General features: G+C 69.9%; 14 protein-coding genes and 1 riboswitch. Of the genes, 2 read left to right on the top strand and 12 right to left on the bottom strand.

From position 1 onward, the window contains the following. Positions 1-17: 17 nt before the first annotated feature. The 12 genes from ACTJJ4_RS06125 to ACTJJ4_RS06070 all read right to left on the bottom strand — a co-directional run bounded on the left by ACTJJ4_RS06125 (position 18) and on the right by ACTJJ4_RS06070 (position 10,928). Positions 18-1,895 carry an ABC transporter ATP-binding protein gene (locus ACTJJ4_RS06125; RefSeq protein WP_440942456.1) on the bottom strand — a complete coding sequence of 626 codons (1,878 nt, stop codon included), beginning with the start codon at positions 1,893-1,895 and terminating at the stop codon, positions 18-20. Positions 1,896-1,948: 53 nt separating this feature from the next. After that, entirely contained in the window at positions 1,949-2,155 is a 207-nt protein-coding gene (locus ACTJJ4_RS06120; RefSeq protein ID WP_285634264.1) for an AsnC family protein, read from the bottom strand. 58 nt (positions 2,156-2,213) lie between these two features. Next, positions 2,214-2,627, bottom strand: a complete 414-nt coding sequence (locus ACTJJ4_RS06115; protein WP_440942455.1) for an MmcQ/YjbR family DNA-binding protein — start codon at positions 2,625-2,627, stop codon at positions 2,214-2,216. Between the two features lie 81 nt (positions 2,628-2,708). Beyond that, positions 2,709-4,163: an MFS transporter gene (locus tag ACTJJ4_RS06110; protein ID WP_440942454.1), complete on the bottom strand. Its 1,455-nt coding sequence runs from the start codon at positions 4,161-4,163 to the stop codon at positions 2,709-2,711. Between the two features lie 99 nt (positions 4,164-4,262). Further along, positions 4,263-4,622, bottom strand: a complete 360-nt coding sequence (locus ACTJJ4_RS06105) for a Fe-S protein (RefSeq protein WP_292701243.1) — start codon at positions 4,620-4,622, stop codon at positions 4,263-4,265. A gap of 98 nt (positions 4,623-4,720) precedes the next feature. Further along, positions 4,721-5,197: a 6,7-dimethyl-8-ribityllumazine synthase gene (gene ribH / locus ACTJJ4_RS06100; protein ID WP_285634252.1), complete on the bottom strand. Its 477-nt coding sequence runs from the start codon at positions 5,195-5,197 to the stop codon at positions 4,721-4,723. Further along, positions 5,194-6,468, bottom strand: coding sequence for a GTP cyclohydrolase II (gene ribA / locus ACTJJ4_RS06095; RefSeq protein ID WP_440942453.1), 1,275 nt, complete (start codon positions 6,466-6,468; stop codon positions 5,194-5,196). Before ribA ends, ribH begins: the two co-directional genes overlap by 4 nt. Continuing rightward, a complete protein-coding gene (locus ACTJJ4_RS06090; protein WP_440942452.1) occupies positions 6,465-7,094 on the bottom strand; it encodes a riboflavin synthase in 630 nt (209 codons plus the stop codon). Before ACTJJ4_RS06090 ends, ribA begins: the two co-directional genes overlap by 4 nt. After that, positions 7,094-8,122 (bottom strand): bifunctional diaminohydroxyphosphoribosylaminopyrimidine deaminase/5-amino-6-(5-phosphoribosylamino)uracil reductase RibD, encoded by a 1,029-nt coding sequence (ribD, locus tag ACTJJ4_RS06085; RefSeq protein ID WP_440942451.1) that lies wholly within the window; start codon positions 8,120-8,122, stop codon positions 7,094-7,096. The genes ACTJJ4_RS06090 and ribD overlap by 1 nt, the downstream gene beginning before the upstream one ends. Positions 8,123-8,173: 51 nt before the next feature. Further along, positions 8,174-8,314: riboswitch (FMN riboswitch) on the bottom strand. 177 nt (positions 8,315-8,491) lie between these two features. Then, positions 8,492-9,403, bottom strand: a complete 912-nt coding sequence (locus ACTJJ4_RS06080) for a hypothetical protein (RefSeq protein ID WP_440942450.1) — start codon at positions 9,401-9,403, stop codon at positions 8,492-8,494. A gap of 57 nt (positions 9,404-9,460) precedes the next feature. Then, positions 9,461-10,324: an Fpg/Nei family DNA glycosylase gene (locus ACTJJ4_RS06075; protein ID WP_440942449.1), complete on the bottom strand. Its 864-nt coding sequence runs from the start codon at positions 10,322-10,324 to the stop codon at positions 9,461-9,463. Between the two features lie 40 nt (positions 10,325-10,364). Further along, the gene (locus ACTJJ4_RS06070; RefSeq protein WP_440942448.1) at positions 10,365-10,928 is read right to left on the bottom strand and encodes a GNAT family N-acetyltransferase; all 564 of its coding nucleotides are present in this window, start codon (positions 10,926-10,928) and stop codon (positions 10,365-10,367) included. Between the two features lie 71 nt (positions 10,929-10,999). On the opposite strand from ACTJJ4_RS06070, the gene ACTJJ4_RS06065 reads away from it, so the two are divergent. Both ACTJJ4_RS06065 and mfd read left to right on the top strand, forming a co-directional pair. Further along, positions 11,000-11,905, top strand: a complete 906-nt coding sequence (locus ACTJJ4_RS06065; protein ID WP_440942447.1) for an EamA family transporter — start codon at positions 11,000-11,002, stop codon at positions 11,903-11,905. Between the two features lie 9 nt (positions 11,906-11,914). Then, positions 11,915-15,448 (top strand): transcription-repair coupling factor, encoded by a 3,534-nt coding sequence (gene mfd / locus ACTJJ4_RS06060; RefSeq protein ID WP_440942446.1) that lies wholly within the window; start codon positions 11,915-11,917, stop codon positions 15,446-15,448. The last annotated feature ends 16 nt before the right edge of the window (positions 15,449-15,464 follow it).

The raw sequence follows: 15,464 nt of genomic DNA, 5'->3' as shown, positions 1-15,464 counted from the left end.
GTGCTGCCTCGTCGCGCTCAGACCAGCAGCTGATGCCTGGCGAGGTCGCGGTACAGCGGCGTGGACTCGATGAGCTCGTCATGCGTGCCCTGACCGACCACCAGGCCGTCCTGCAGCACGACGATCAGGTCGCTGTCCACCACGGTCGACAGGCGGTGCGCGATCACGACGAGGGTGCGGTCGGCCGCGGCGGCGTCGATGGCCTCGCGCATGCGCTGCTCGTTCACGCCGTCCAGTGAGGACGTCGACTCGTCCAGCAGCAGGATCGGAGCCTCTGTCAGCAGCGCGCGGGCGATCGCCAGACGCTGGCGCTCACCGCCCGAGAGCATCACGCCGTCCTCGCCGACGGGGGCGTCCAGGCCCAGCGGGCTCCGCTCGAGCACGTCGCCGAGGTTCACCGAGCGCAGCACGCGCTCGCAGTCGGCATCCGTGGCATCCGGCGCCGCCAGGCGCAGGTTCTCGGCCAGCGTGCCGGCGAGCGTCGGGGCGTCCTGCTCCACGTACCCGAAGTGGGCGCGCAGCTGCTGCCGCGGGTAGCTGCGCACGTCGTGGCCCGCGAGCCGGATCGATCCGCCGGTCGGGTCGTAGAAGCGCTCGATGAGCGCGAGCGTGGTGCTCTTGCCCGCACCGGACGGGCCGACCAGGGCCACCCGCGCGCCGCGCGGCACGGCGAAGGAGACGCCCTTCAGCACGTCGCGGCTGATCTCGGCATCCGCTTCGCCCGCACGTCGCAGGTGCGCGTCGACCAGCAGGCTCCGCGCCTCCTTCGCTGCTGCCTCCCGTGCGGCGATGACGTCGTCGGGGTACCGGAAGCGCACGTCGCGGAACTCGATGGCGGGGGCGCCCGCGACCGCGGCCGCGGTGATGGCGGCATCCGACTCGTCGTCCTGCGTCTCAGTGGGCAGATCGAGGATCTCCTGGATGCGACCCAGCGCGCCCAGCGCCTGGTTCACCGAGGTGATGGCGCCGAACGCCTGACCGAGGGGCATGACGAGCATGAACAGGAACATGATGAACGTGACCAGCGAGGCGATGCTGAGGGCGCCCGAGGCGACGCGGAAGCCGCCCACGCCGAGCACCACCAGCAGCGAGAGCTGCAGGGCGATGCCGGCGACCGGCACGACCATCGAGGAGATCTTCGCGATGCGCACGCCCAGGCCGTACGCCTCGCCGGCGATGCCGTCGACCGCGGCCGTCTCCCGGTCGGTCGCGCCGGAGGCGCGCACGGTGCGGATGCTGGAGATGCCGCGCTCGATGCCGGAGGCGAGCTCGCCGACCTTGTGCTGCTGCGCGGCGGATGCCGTGCGGATCCGGCCGCTGAGCAGCACGACGACCACGACCGATGCGCCGATCACGAGCACGATCAGCAGCAGGAGCAGAGGGTCGATCAGCAGCATGGCGATGAGGGCGCCGACGAAGAGGATCGCGCCGCCGACGGCGTCCGCCAGTCCCTGCGTGAGGACCGCATACAGCAGCGTCGTGTCGGTGCCCACGCGGGAGACGAGGTCGCCGGTGCGGCGCGCGTCGAACTCGCTGATCGGCAGGTGCAGGATGCGCGCGATCAGCTTGCGGCGGCTGGAGTAGACCACGGCGGTGCCGGTGCGCTGCAGCAGGTAGTGCTGGTATCCGGAGATGATCGAGGCCACGATCACCAGGCCGATGAGCAGCCAGACGAGTGCGCCCAGCATCTCGCCCTTCTGCACGCGGTCGATGACCTGGCCGACGAGCAGCGGCTGCGCGAGGGACGCTGCGGCGCCGACGATGCTGAGCAGCGCGACCGCCACCAGCACCCTCTTGTGCTCGAAGAGGAAGGGGAGGAGCTGGCGGAACGTGGCGCGCGGACCGTCCTGCTGCGCGCCACGCCCGCGTCGGCGTGCTGTCGCCGTGCGAGACATGGGGAACCTCGTTCTGGGGAGCGGTGCGACGGTATCGGGCCGCGGCATCCGATCTATTGTCTGCCGAACTTCTTATGCGCCGCCTGTTTGGTGACGCCGAGGGCGCTCGCGATCGCCTGCCAGGAGTATCCGGCCAGGCGGGCGCGGCGCACCTGCGCCTCCTCCGCTCGGGCCAGTTCGCGGCGGATGCCGGTGAGCCGGTGCAGTTCGGCGATCGGCTCACCCTCGGGATCGACGGCGAGGGCGGTGTGCGGGGTCATGATGTCAATCTAGGTTGACCGTCCGCGCTTGTCAACTATGATTGACAATCCTTGATCGCTACTCGGCCAGGCCGTTCTCGGTGAGCCAGGCTGCGCCGACCGTCTTCGGGACGCGCAGCAGCCAGGCATCCGTGAGCATCTCGCGCAGCAGCTGCTCATCGATGGCGTCCAGCCGGGTGAGCACGGCGGGGAAGCCGTCGAAGTGCGGGATGGTGAAGAACACATCCGGATAGGTCTCGATCGCCGCGGCCTTCGCCTGCTCGCCGTCCACGCGGATGCCCAGGATCACGCCGTCCGGCCAGTCGCGCCCGAGGTCCGCCAGCTGCTCCAGGTCGTGCCTGCGGGGCGGGCGCTCCCAGGCCAGCATCCCGGCACTCGTGCGCCATGCGAGCCCGCCGTTGTGCCCGCCGCTGCGCTCCACCACACGGGGGAACCCCATCGCGATCCGGCGCACATCCTCGATCGTCGCCATGCCGCCAGGCTACGCGGACACGCGTTCGGCATCCAGGGCGGAGCGATCCCGACCGAGGGCTGAGTCAGCCCAGCGTCCCGCTCAGAGCTGCGCGGCGATGCCGAGGTCGTCCTCGTAGTCGTGGTCCTTCGTCTCCGGTGAGAGGATCAACGCGACGAGGGTCAGCACCGACATGGCAGACAGGTAGATGCCCACCATCCACGACGAGCCGTCCGCCGCCGACCACAGCCAGACCGCGACAAGCGGAGCCAGTGCAGCGCCGAGGATCGAGGACACGTTGTAGGCGATCGCCGAGCCGCTGTAGCGCACGTTGGTCGGGAAGAGCTCGGGCAGCAGCGCGCCCATCGGTCCGAAGGTCAGGCCCATCAGCAGGAAGCCGAGGATGAGGAACGCCTGGGTCAGCGGCACCGCACCCGGCTCCGTCGCCGACTGCCCGAGGAAGAGCGGGAACGTGAAGCCGAACAGGATGATCGCGACAGTCACGCCGATCAGCAGCTTGCGGCGGCCGATCCGGTCCGCCCAGGGGCCGGACACCATGGTGAAGACGCCGAAGAACACCACGCCGACGATCTGCATCAGGACGAAGTTGGTGTAGCCGAAGCCCTGGCCCGGATAGAACTGCGCGGCGAAGGCGGCGGCGTCGAACGTCGCCCCCTTGGCCTCTGCAGCGGCCTTGGCCGCGGCGGAGGCCGCTTCGAGAGATGCAGCCTTGGTGCCGTAGCTGAGCGTGAAGTTCGTCATCAGGTAGAACAGCACATACGTCGCCAGCATGATGAACGTGCCGAGGATGAGCTGCTTCCAGTGGTGGCGGAACACCGTCGCAAGGGGCAGCTTTCGGATGACGCCCTTGTCCGCCGCCTTCCTGAAGGTGTCGGACTCGACGAGCTTGAGCCGGACCCACAGTCCGATGATTACCATCACTGCCGAGAACAGGAAGGGCACCCGCCAGCCCCAGCTCAGGAAGGCCTCGGACTTCAGCGCCGGATCCGACTGGTGCGGCAGGGCGAAGTTTATGATGAGGAACAGGCCGTTCGCGATGATGAACCCGAGCGGCGCGCCCAGCTGGGGGAAGGTGCCGTACCAGGCGCGCTTGCCGGACGGCGCGTTCTCGGTGGCGACCAGAGCCGCCCCCGACCACTCGCCGCCGAGCGCGAAGCCCTGGGCGAGGCGCAGCACCAGCAGGAGGAGCGCGGCCCACCATCCGATCTGCTGGAACGTGGGCAGCAGGCCGATCAGGAACGTGGCGATGCCCATCGTCAGCAGCGACGCCACGAGGGTCGCCTTGCGGCCGAACTTGTCGCCGAAGTGTCCGTAGACCATCGCACCGATCGGGCGCGCGACCATCGCGGCGCCGAACACGGCGAACGACGACAGCAGTGCCGTGGTGTCGTTGCCCGTCGGGAAGAACAGGATCGGGAAGACCAGCACGGCAGCGGTGGCATACGCGTAGAAGTCGTAGAACTCGATCGTCGTGCCGATGAGGCTCGCGAGGATCACCCGGGATCGGGGATTGGCGGGCGCGCTGGTCGTGGTCATGTGATGCTCCTCCGGTGGCAGTCCCTAGGGAACTGCTGGGAGTCTACGACCGATGAAGCGGGTCGAGCGTGCAGCGTTACGCGCGGTGCGCGGATCCGCTCAGTGCCAGAACAGCCCGAGACCCGCGTTGAGCAGGGCGAGCACCCCGACGCTCCAGAACATTCCGGCGGGCACGGCCTCGCCGCGCTTCTGGCGGGCCATGCCGATGCCGATGAGGGCTCCGATCACGACCAGCACCACGAGCTTGACGGTGATCTTGATGTAGAAGCCCGCGCCCGGTTCGAACAGGCCCATCGGCCAGGCGAGCAGCAGACCGGCGATGCCGGCGATCGCCAGACCGACGTTCATGAGCTGCGTGAACTGCTTCTTGCCGCCGAACGCCTGGGCGGCCCAGGCGCCGAAGAGAGTGGCGAAGCCGATGATGTGGAGGAAGACGACGATCTCGCGGAGGGTTCCCATGCGGTCCAGGCTATCCAGGAACCGTCCGTGGCGGAACGTGATACGCGAACGGGCTCAGCGGACCTGCACCGGTTCCGCTGACCCCGTCGAGAGCGGCCTCAGCCCCGCAGGTCCGCGATCACGCGCGCGGTGCGCAGCGCGGCATCCGCGGCCTCGGCGCCCTTGTCCTCCTGCGAGCCGGGCAGACCCGCGCGGTCGAGGCCCTGCTGCTCGTCGTCGAGCGTGAGCAGGCCGAAGCCGACCGGCTTGCCGGCGTCGAGCGAGACGCGGGTGAGGCCATCGGTGGTGGCCGCCGAGACGTACTCGAAGTGAGGCGTCCCGCCGCGGATGATGACGCCGAGGGCGACGACGGCATCCGCTCCACCGGCGAACGCGGCTTGCGCGGCGACGGCCAGCTCGAACGACCCGGGCACGCGCACCAGGGTGTGCTCGGCGCCGGCGGCGTCCAGCGTGCGCTGCGCACCGGCGATGAGGCCGTTGGAGATGACCTCGTGCCAGGTGCCGGCGATCACGACGACCCGCAGGCCGGTGCCGTCGACCGGGGTGAGAGGGGTGGGTGCTCCGGCGCCGCTCATGCGTCGTCCTTTCCGTGGGCGAGGGCATCGGCCAGCTCGGACTCGCCGATGATGTGGCCCATGCGATCGCGCTTGGTCTCGAGGTACTGGTGGTTGTTGGGGCCGACGCCGACGATCAGCGGCACCTGCTCGACGACGTCCAGGCCCAGCTCGCGCAGCTGCTTGACCTTGTCGGTGTTGTTGGTCAGCAGTCGCACCTTGGATACGCCGAGGTCGGAGAGGATGCCGGCGGCCGCCGCGTAGTCGCGGGCGTCGGCGGGAAGGCCGAGCGCGAGGTTGGCATCGACGGTGTCGAGGCCCTCCTCCTGCAGGCTGTAGGCGCGCAGCTTGTTGATCAGGCCGATGCCGCGTCCCTCGTGGCCGCGCATGTAGATGACCACGCCGCCCTCGGCGTCGATGCGATCCAGCGCCGCCTGCAGCTGCGGTCCGCACTCGCACTTCTGCGAGCCGAAGGCCTCGCCGGTCAGGCACTCGGAGTGCACCCGCACCAGGGCGGTCTCGCCGGGCGTGCCCGAGACGACCGCGATGTGGTCGGTGCCGGTGACACGGTCCTTGTAGGCGAGGAACCGGAAGGTCCCGTGCTCGGTCGGCACGGTCGCGTCGGCGCGCAGGCTGACGCGACGGGCGGTCTTCTTCGCCCGGCAGTCGGCCTCGTCGCGGGGATCGATCTCGTTCAGGTGACGGATGAGCTGCTCGATGGTGATCACCGGGATGTCCTCGCGGGCGCCCAGCTCCTGCAGCGCAGGCAGTCGCATCATGCTGCCGTCCTCGGCGACGACCTCGGCGATCGCACCGACCGGGTGCAGGCCCGCCAGGCGCATCAGCTCCACAGCGGCCTCGGTGTGACCGCCGCGCTCGCGCACGCCGCCGTCGACGGCGCGCAGCGGCAGGATGTGCCCGGGGCGGATGATGCTCGTGGCGGTGGAGGACGGGTCGGCGAGCACGTTCAGGGTGTGCGCGCGGTCGTGCGCGCTGATGCCCGTGGTCACGCCCTCGGCCGCATCCACGCTGACCGTGTAGGCGGTGGAGCGGGCATCCTCGTTGCTCTCCACCATGGGCGGGAGGTTGAGGCTGTCGGCGAGGTCGGCGGGCATCGGCGCGCAGATCAGACCCGACGTCCAGCGCACCATGAAGGCCATCACCTCGGGGCTCGCGAGCTCCGCGGAGATGATGATGTCGCCCTCGTTCTCGCGGTTCTCATCGTCGGCGACGATCACGGGACGGCCGGCGCGCAGCGCGTCGAGGGCGGCGTCGATGGTGGAAAGGCTCATCGGGAGCCTCCTTCCGGGAGAGTGCGGAACGCGAGCAGGCGCTCGACGTGACGGGCGAGGATGTCGGTCTCGAGGTTGACGACGTCGCCGGGGGTGAGCGCTCCGAGGATCGTCGCCTCGAGCGTCTCGGGGATGAGGGAGACCTCGAACCACGCGTCCGGCTCGGCGACGTCGCTGACGGCACTGACCGTGAGCGAGGTGCCGGCGACGCTGATCGAGCCCTTGTCGACGACGAGCGCGGCCAGGTCGGCGCGCAGCGAGATGCGCAGCATGCGCCACTGGTCGCCGGGGCGCACCTCCAGGACGGCGCCGGTGCCGTCGACGTGCCCCTGCACGATGTGGCCGCCCAGGCGGGCCCCGACCGGCATGGCCTTCTCGATGTTCACGCGGGAGCCGACGTCGAGGGCGCCGAGGGCCGAGACGTCGAGGGTCTGCTTCATGACATCCGCGTCGAAGGTGTCGGCGGTGGAGCCCACCACGGTCAGGCACACGCCGCTCACGGCGATCGACTCGCCGTGCACCGCGTCGGATGCCGCCCTCGGGGCGCGCACGGTCAGGCGCCAGCCGTCTCCCGACGGCGCGATCGCGGCGATCTCGCCGATCTCCTCGATGATTCCGGTGAACATCAGCTTCTCTCTTCCAGAACTGAAGGGCGGGCGACCGCGAGCAGGTCGTCGCCGAGGGGCAGCCATTCGTCGATCGTGAGGCGACGGGCATCCGCGATGGTGTCGACGCCGATGTCGGTGAGCGCGAGACGCGCGCCGCCGAGCAGCACCGGCGCGAGGTACGCCAGCACGGTGTCCGCGAGCCCTGCGGCGATGAACGCACTGGCGAGGGTCGGCCCGCCCTCCACGAACACGCGCTGCACGCCGCGCTCGCGCAGGTCGTCGAGCACCGCGGTGAGGTCGCGGGTGTCGTAGAACAGCGGCTCGCGCGGGTGGCGGCGCACCGCGGCGTCCGCCGGGGTCGGGCGGGAGCCGATCACGACGGGGATCGGCTGGTGCGCGTAGAGTTCGTCGCCGTCGCGGGCGGTGAGTGACGGGTCGTCGGCGAGCACGGTTCCGGTGCCGACGACGATCGCGTCGGACGCCGCGCGGCGGCGGTGCACATCGGCGCGGGCGGCGGGTCCGGTGATCCACTGGCTGGTGCCGTCGGATGCTGCGGCCCGGCCGTCCAGGCTCTGCGCCCATTTGACGGTGACGTGCGGGCGGCCCAGGCGCTGCACGGTGAGCCAGTCGGCGATGAGCGCGCGCGCAGCGTTCTGCTGCTCGCCGGATTCGACATCGAGGCCGGCCGCGCGCATGCGCTCGGCTCCGCCGCCGGATGCCTGGCCCGGATCGTCGAGCGCGTAGATCACCCGCGAGACGCCGGCGTCGATGAGCGCCTGCGAGCAGGGGCCCGTGCGACCGGTGTGGTTGCAGGGCTCGAGCGTGACGACCGCGGTGGCGCCGCGGGCCTGACCGGGGGAGAGCTTGGAGAGCGCATCGACCTCGGCGTGCGGAGTGCCGGAACCGCGGTGCCAGCCCTCGGCGATCACCTCTCCGGCGGGGGAGAGGATCACGGCGCCGACCTGCGGGTTCAGCCCGCGCGGGCCGTTCGGCGCCAGCGCCAGGGCTCGCGTCATCGCCTCGCGTTCCGCCTCGCTGGATGCCATCGGTCGTCTCTCTCTGGATTCCCGGGGTCCGGCGGCACGCTCGACGCGTCGCCCGTGCTGCCTCTCCTCCGGACTAGCGAGCTGCTGCTCGCATCACCGTCGGTTCCGGAGTTCCACCGGATCGGCGCCTGTGACCAGGCGTTCGCGGACTGTCACCGCCGGTTCGGATTCACACCGACCCCGGAGCACGTTGATGCTCTGAGTCTAGTCAACGCGGCATCCGATGATTCATTCCCGGTAATACAACTCACTTCAGCAGCCGGTCGTGTTCCACTCGGTGGCGATGCGAGGAGGGAAACGCCGGCGTTCACGCGGCGTGGCTGACGTTTTCCTCCTTCTATGCGGAGTGGCATCCGGATGCTCCCTGCTTCAGAGGCCGAGAAGGGCACGCACCCACCCGACGACGCCACCACGAACACGGTCCGTCTCTTCCCGCAGCTTCGCGGCGGCTTGCTCGAATTGCTCGCGGAGCCGGTTGTACTGGCTGCCGCGCCGGTGGATGGCGTAGCCGAGCGCGAGGACCAGCAGCGCGACGATGCTGGTGATCCACGGGGCCACATCTCCGGAAGGCACGAAGAACTGGGCGACCGCGGCACCGAGAACAGCGGTGGACAAGGCGATCACACCGCCACCGATCCATTCATGAAGGCGTGCGATGCGGTGGGCCCGCCGGGCGTATCGCATCGCGTCGTCTTCTGATCCGGTAAGTTCCGGGTCGGGGAATGTCGGCTTGACGCGTGTCGGCCACGGGTTCTCTGCCAGGTCCTTCTGATCGTCGGTCAGTCCTGAGAAGTACGGCTGGGCGCGGTTGGTGGCGGTGATTCGTCTGATGCCGCGAAGCACCATGATCCACACAGTGATGAGCAGCCCGAGGCATATGAGGGAGACGACCGTGCGCGACGTCTCCGCGGGTCTCTGCAGCTCGACGCTGAGCAGCGCCGCTATCAGTGCCCCGAACAGGAACCACCGCCCCGTCAGAGAACTGACTGCGGCGGAGGCGTAGTCCCGCAGCCGGACAGTCTTCTGCGGACCCCAGCCGCTGGTCGCGCTGATGAAGATGGTGAAACCGCATCCGACATCGATGAGCGAGAACGTCATCGCGAGCTGCATCAGGGCGGCAGCGGTGTCGTTGATCGTCGCCGCAACCGTTCTCGGACGTCCGTCCGGCGCCCACGGTATCTGTTCCGGCATCCAGAGCACGGTGGCTCCGACGAGCTGGGCGAGCGCGACGAGTACGAGCAAGAGCAGCACGACCCACCAGAAGAGCTGGCTGAGGACCATGGTGCCGTGTCCCACCGCGACGGCCCGGCCGGTGCGCGTCCTGAACGCCAAGGCCGCCTACTTCAGCAGCCGGGAGAGCCGGCGGTCGGCGAGCGGCTTGCCGCCGGTCTGGCAGGTGGGGCAGTACTCCAGGCTGCGGTCGGCGAAGAACACGCTGCGCACGGTGTCGCCGCAGACCGGGCAGGCCTCGCCGCGGCGTGCGTGCACCCGGAAGCCGGCGCGCTTGGCATCCTTCAGATCCGACGGCGGCTTGCCGGAGGCAACCCGGACAGCATCGCGCAGCGTGTCCTGCATGGCCGTGTAGAGGCGGTCGATGGCCTCGTCGTCGAGGTTGCCGGACGGCGCGTACGGCGACATCCTCGCGACGTGCAGGATCTCGTCGCTGTAGGCGTTCCCGATGCCCGCGATCACGCCCTGATCGCGCAGCAGGCCCTTGATCTGCATCCGCCTTCCCGCGAGCAGCGATGCGAAGACGTCGCGCGTGAACGACGGATCCAGGGGATCGGGACCGAGCCGGGCGATGCCGGGCACGTCCTGAGGATCGCGCACGACATAGACCGCGAGCGACTTCTTCGTACCGGCCTCGGTGAGATCGAATCCGCTGCCGTCGTCCAGCGCGATCCGCAGCGCGATCGGGCTGCGTCCGGGCTTGATCAGCGTCGTCGGCAGGGTGTCGTACCAGCGCAGCCAGCCGGCCTTCGCCAGATGGAACACGAGGTGAAGGTCATCGCCGCAGGCGATGTCGACGAACTTGCCGTACCTCGCGGTCGCCGTGATGGTCGCGCCGTGCAGCGCGGTGTTCGGAGGATCGTAGGTCTTCAGAGCTGCGATCTCGCCCACGCTCGTGCGCGTGATCGCGTGTCCCACCGCGCGCTCGCCGAGGAAGTCGACGAGCCCCTGCACCTCCGGCATCTCGGGCATGCAGACATCCTGTCATCCGCATCCGACAACGGCCAGCGCCTCAGAGCACCGGCCACTCCACGGGAGTGCGGTCGTCGGATGCCAGGAGCCCGGCGATCCAGGCGTCGTCGCGGCCCCGCGGGCTGGAGTGCCCCTGGCGCAGCATCCCCTCGTACCGGAAGCCGAGAGCCCGGGCCGTGCGCGCCGACGGGATGTTGCCTACCACCGCTCGCCATTCGACACGGGCGAGCCCCAGCTCGCCGAACCCGAAGTCCACGACGGCGCGCGCGGCCTCGGTCATGACTCCCTGGCCGCGGTGCGCATCGGTGCCCCAGAACCCGATCTCGGCATCGCCGCCGTCCGGACGCAGCGACACCTTGTGCAGGCCGATCATGCCCGCGAGGGCGCCGTCCCTGCGGATCGCCCAGACCGTCTCGACGCCGTCCGCCCACCACGAGGCGACGAGCCCGACGAAGTCCTCGGCGTTCCTCCGCGAGTACGGGCTGGGCACCGTCGTCCAGCGCGGCACCTCGGGGTCCTGGCAGGCCGCGGTGATCGCGTCGATGTCCGCTTCGGTCGGGATGCTCAGGACGAGGCGTTCGGTGCGCAATGTGACGGGTTCCATCCGCCCAGCGTACGGGCCGGTCGGTACGCTTGTGGCACGGCCGTTCCGCCGTCAGACCGGGGAGGACGGCCGTGCCGATGCAGCGCTCATCGCCCAGGGGCGTGCTCGTGTCCCTGCTGGCATCCGTGCTCTTCGCGAGCATCTTCTACCTGACCGCGCAGCTGAGCTCGTCCGCCGAGGTCGTCTGGGCCTGGCGGGTGTTCGTGACGCTGGCGCTCTATCTGCTGGCGCTGTGGCACCCCGGGGCGCGGGAGGCCCTGCGGGTGCTGTTCCGCAGGCTGCGCGCCCGCTGGTGGATGCCGCTGCTCGCCCTGCTGCTCGCATCGATCGTCGGATTCCAGCTGTGGCTGTTCATGTGGGCGCCCATGCACGGGCACGGGCTGGATGCCTCGCTCGGCTACCTGCTGCTGCCGATCACGCTCGTGCTCGGCGGGCGCTTCATCCTGCACGCGCCGGTGAGCCGGGTGCAGTGGTGCGTGGTCGCACTCGCCCTGCTGGCCGTGGTGGTGAAGTTCGCGGCGACGCCGCAGCTGTCGTGGGTGACGATCGTGATCTGCATCCCCTACGCCGTGTACTTCGTGCTGCGGCAGCGCTTCGGGCTCGACGGGCCGCTCGTGTTCGGGGTGGAGCTGGCCGTCATGTCGCCGGTCGCCGCGGTCGTGTTCCTCACGGCGACGCCGGGTCCGCTGCCGCTCCCTGAGGTCGCCGGGCTGGCCCTGGTGGGCCTGCTCGGCGGGATCGGGATGGTGCTGTACCTGGGCGCATCGACCATGCTCACCATGCCGGTGTTCGGCCTGCTCACCTACGTCGAGCCGGTGCTGCTGGTCGGCGTCGCGTTCGTGCTCGGCGAGCGGATGCAGGGAGCGGATGCCGTCGTCTACCTGATCCTCGCCGTGGCGCTCGCGCTGCTGGGCGTCGAGGGCTTCCGAGCCGCGCGGCGGCGTCCGTCAGACCCCGATGTCAGCGCGGCCGAATAGTATGTTCCGGTGACTGTTCCGGGGATTCTGCGCGCCTTGGAAGAGGCGAACCTCTATCGTGACGCCCTCACCTGGGCGCAGACCGACGGCGAGATCTCGGTGGTCGACGGGCTCGACGCCCCGGTCATCGCGGGCCTGCTGCGCAAGCGCGCGCAGGCGGGGCATCCGGCATCCGCCCTCGTCGTGACGCCGACCGGCCGCCGCGCCGAATCGGTCGCCGCTGCTCTGGGCACCTATCTCGCGGATGCCGAGATCCTGACGTTCCCCGCCTGGGAGACGCTGCCGCACGAGCGCCTGAGCCCCAGCCCCGACACGGTGGGGCGCCGGTTGGAGACGCTGCGCCGGATCCGCACCTGGTCCGGCGAGAAGCCGCTGGTCGTGGTCGCCTCCGTGCGCGCCGCGCTGCAGCCGGTCGCCGCGAACCTCGGCGACGCGGCTCCGCTCGAGCTCCGCGTCGGAGGGCGCGGCATCGAGCTCGAAGACGCCGTGGAACAGCTCGTCGAGCGCGCCTACTCCCGCGTGGACATGGTCTCGCGTCGTGGCGAGTTCGCCGTGCGCGGCGGCATCCTGGACGTCTTCCCTCCCACGGCCGATCACCCGGCCCGCGTGGACTTCTTCGGCGACGAGGTCGATCAGATCCGTGCCTTCTCGGTCGCCGACCAGCGCTCCCTCCCGGGCGACGTGGCATCCGTCGAACTGCCCGCCAGCCGCGAGCTGCTGCTGACCGCAGACGTGCGCGAGCGCGCGGCCGCACTGGTCGGCCGGTTCCCGGCGATCTCGGGGATGCTCGAGAAGATGGCCGAGGGCATCCCGGTCGAGGGCATGGAGTCGCTGCTCCCCGCCGTCGCGGGACCGCTGGTGACGCTGGCCGAGTACCTGCCCGAAGGATCCGCCGCGGCGATCGTCGACCCCGAGCGCGCCAGCACGCGCGCCCAGAACCTCGGCGAGACCAACCGCGAGTTCCTGGACGCCGCATGGAGCGCGGCCACATCCGGGGCATCCGCTCCGATCGACCTCGGCGCAGGCGACTTCCGCACCATCGCGCAGCTGCGCGACATCGTGCGCGGACGCGAGGGCGTGTGGTGGCGGCTCAGTCCGTTCGCGATCGACGATGCCGACGCCGCGAACCTCGACTCCTCGATCATCCCGTCCTTCCATGGCAACGTCGACGGAGCGATCGCCTTCGTCGAGGCGCGACTGGGCGAGGGATGGCGCGTCGTCGTGATCGCCTCCGGCCACGGGCTCGTGGAGCGCGCCCGCGACGTGCTGAGCGACCGCGGCCTCGCCGCGCGCATCCTCGAGGACCTCGTCGACGCGCCCGAGGGCGGGATCGCCTCGCTCGTGGTCGGCTCGGTCGAGTCCGGCTTCCAGGTGCCCGAGGCGAAGCTCGCCGTGCTCACCGACAGCGAGTTCTACGGCCGCACGATCGGCGGCGACCAGCGCGTCGTGAAGAAGCTGGCGTCTCGTCGTCGCAACGTCGTCGACCCGCTGCAGCTCAAGCAGGGCGATTACGTCGTGCACACCACGCACGGCATCGGACGGTTCGTCGAGATGACCAAGCGCGAGGTGTCCTCCGGCGGGCGCAACGCCGTCAAGTCCACCCGCGAGTACCTGGTGCTGGAGTACGCGCCGTCCAAGCGCGGCTACCCCGGGGACAAGCTGTTCGTGCCCACCGACCAGCTCGACCTGCTCTCGAAGTACGTCGGCGGCGAGGCGCCCGCACTGTCGAAGATGGGCGGCAGCGACTGGTCGGCGGCCAAGGGCAAGGCCCGCAAGGCCGTGCGCGACATCGCCGTGGAACTGGTCAAGCTGTACTCCGCGCGGGTGAACTCGAAGGGCTACGCCTTCGGGCCGGACACCCCCTGGCAGCGCGAGCTGGAGGAGGCGTTCCCGTTCGCCGAGACGCACGACCAGCTGCAGACGATCGACGAGATCAAGGCCGACATGGAGCGACCCATCCCGATGGACCGGCTGCTCTCCGGCGATGTCGGTTTCGGCAAGACCGAGGTGGCCGTGCGCGCCGCCTTCAAGGCCATCCAGGAGGGCAAGCAGGTCGCCATGCTCGTGCCGACCACCCTGCTGGTCAAGCAGCACCTCGAGACCTTCACCGAGCGCTTCGCCGGCTTCCCGGTGAAGGTGCGTCCGCTCTCGCGCTTCCAGACCGACAAGGAGGCCCGGCTCACGCTGCAGGGGCTCGTGGACGGGTCGGTCGACATGGTCATCGGCACGCACCGCATCCTCACCGACCAGGTGATCTTCAAGGATCTGGGCCTGATGATCATCGACGAGGAGCAGCGCTTCGGCGTCGAGCACAAGGACGCGCTGAAGAAGATGAAGACCAACGTCGACATCCTCGCGATGAGCGCCACGCCGATCCCGCGAACGCTCGAGATGGCGGTCACCGGCATCCGCGAGATGTCGACCCTGCAGACCCCGCCGGAGGACCGGCATCCGATCCTCTCGTTCGTCGGTCCGCGCAGCGACAAGCAGATCGCCGCGGCGATCCGGCGCGAGATCCTCCGCGAGGGCCAGGTGTTCTTCGTGCACAACCGTGTGCAGTCCATCCAGCGCGTGGCATCCGAGCTCGCCGAGCTCGTGCCCGAGGCGCGCATCGCCGTGGCGCACGGCAAGATGGGCGAGCACCAGCTGGAGCAGGTGGTCGACGACTTCTGGGAGCGCAAGTACGACGTGCTCGTGTCGACGACGATCATCGAGACGGGCCTGGACATCTCCAACGCCAACACGATCATCATCGACAAGGCCGACAAGTACGGCCTGTCGCAGCTGCACCAGCTGCGCGGTCGTGTGGGCCGCGGTCGCGAGCGTGCGTACGCGTACTTCCTCTACGACGACGCCAAGCCGCTCAGCGAGACGGCGGCAGACCGTCTGCAGACGATCGCGGTGAACAACGATCTCGGTTCGGGCATGCAGGTCGCGCTGAAGGACCTCGAGCTGCGCGGCGCGGGCAATCTGCTGGGCGCCGAGCAGGCCGGCCACATCGCCGGCGTCGGCTTCGACCTGTACCTGCGCATGATCGGTGAGGCCGTGGCGACGTTCCGCGGCGAGGAGACCTCGTCGGATGTCGAGCTGCGCCTGGAGCTGCCGGTCGACGCCCGCATCCCCGAGCACTACATCGACAGCGAGCGGCTGCGTCTGGAGGCCTATCAGAAGCTCTCCGCCGCAGCCGGTGCCGGTGCAGCCGAGGACGCGATCGACCTGGTCGCCGAAGAGCTCATCGACCGCTACGGCGCGCTTCCCGAGGAGGTCGAGACGCTGGTGACCGTCGCACGGCTGCGGCGCCGGGCGGCCCGCGCAGGCCTCACGGATGTGGTGGCCATGGGCTCGAACCTGCGCATCGCGCCGGCGCGCTTCGAGGACTCCATGAAGGTGCGCCTGGCGCGGCTGTACCCGAAGGCCAAGCTGGTCGGCGGGGGAGAGGCGCTGGTAGTGCCGATGCCCGTGGACGCGGATCTGATCGAGTGGGTGGGCAACCTGTTCACGGCGATGTTCCCGGAGCCGGTGAAGGCTGCGCCGGTCGCCTGACGGCAGAATCCAGAGG

Source organism: Microbacterium sp. 22195 (assembly GCF_052056515.1).
Taxonomy (GTDB): domain Bacteria; phylum Actinomycetota; class Actinomycetes; order Actinomycetales; family Microbacteriaceae; genus Microbacterium.
The sequence above is the reverse complement of the archived record's forward strand: the minus strand, read 5'-3'. Positions and strand labels throughout refer to the sequence as shown.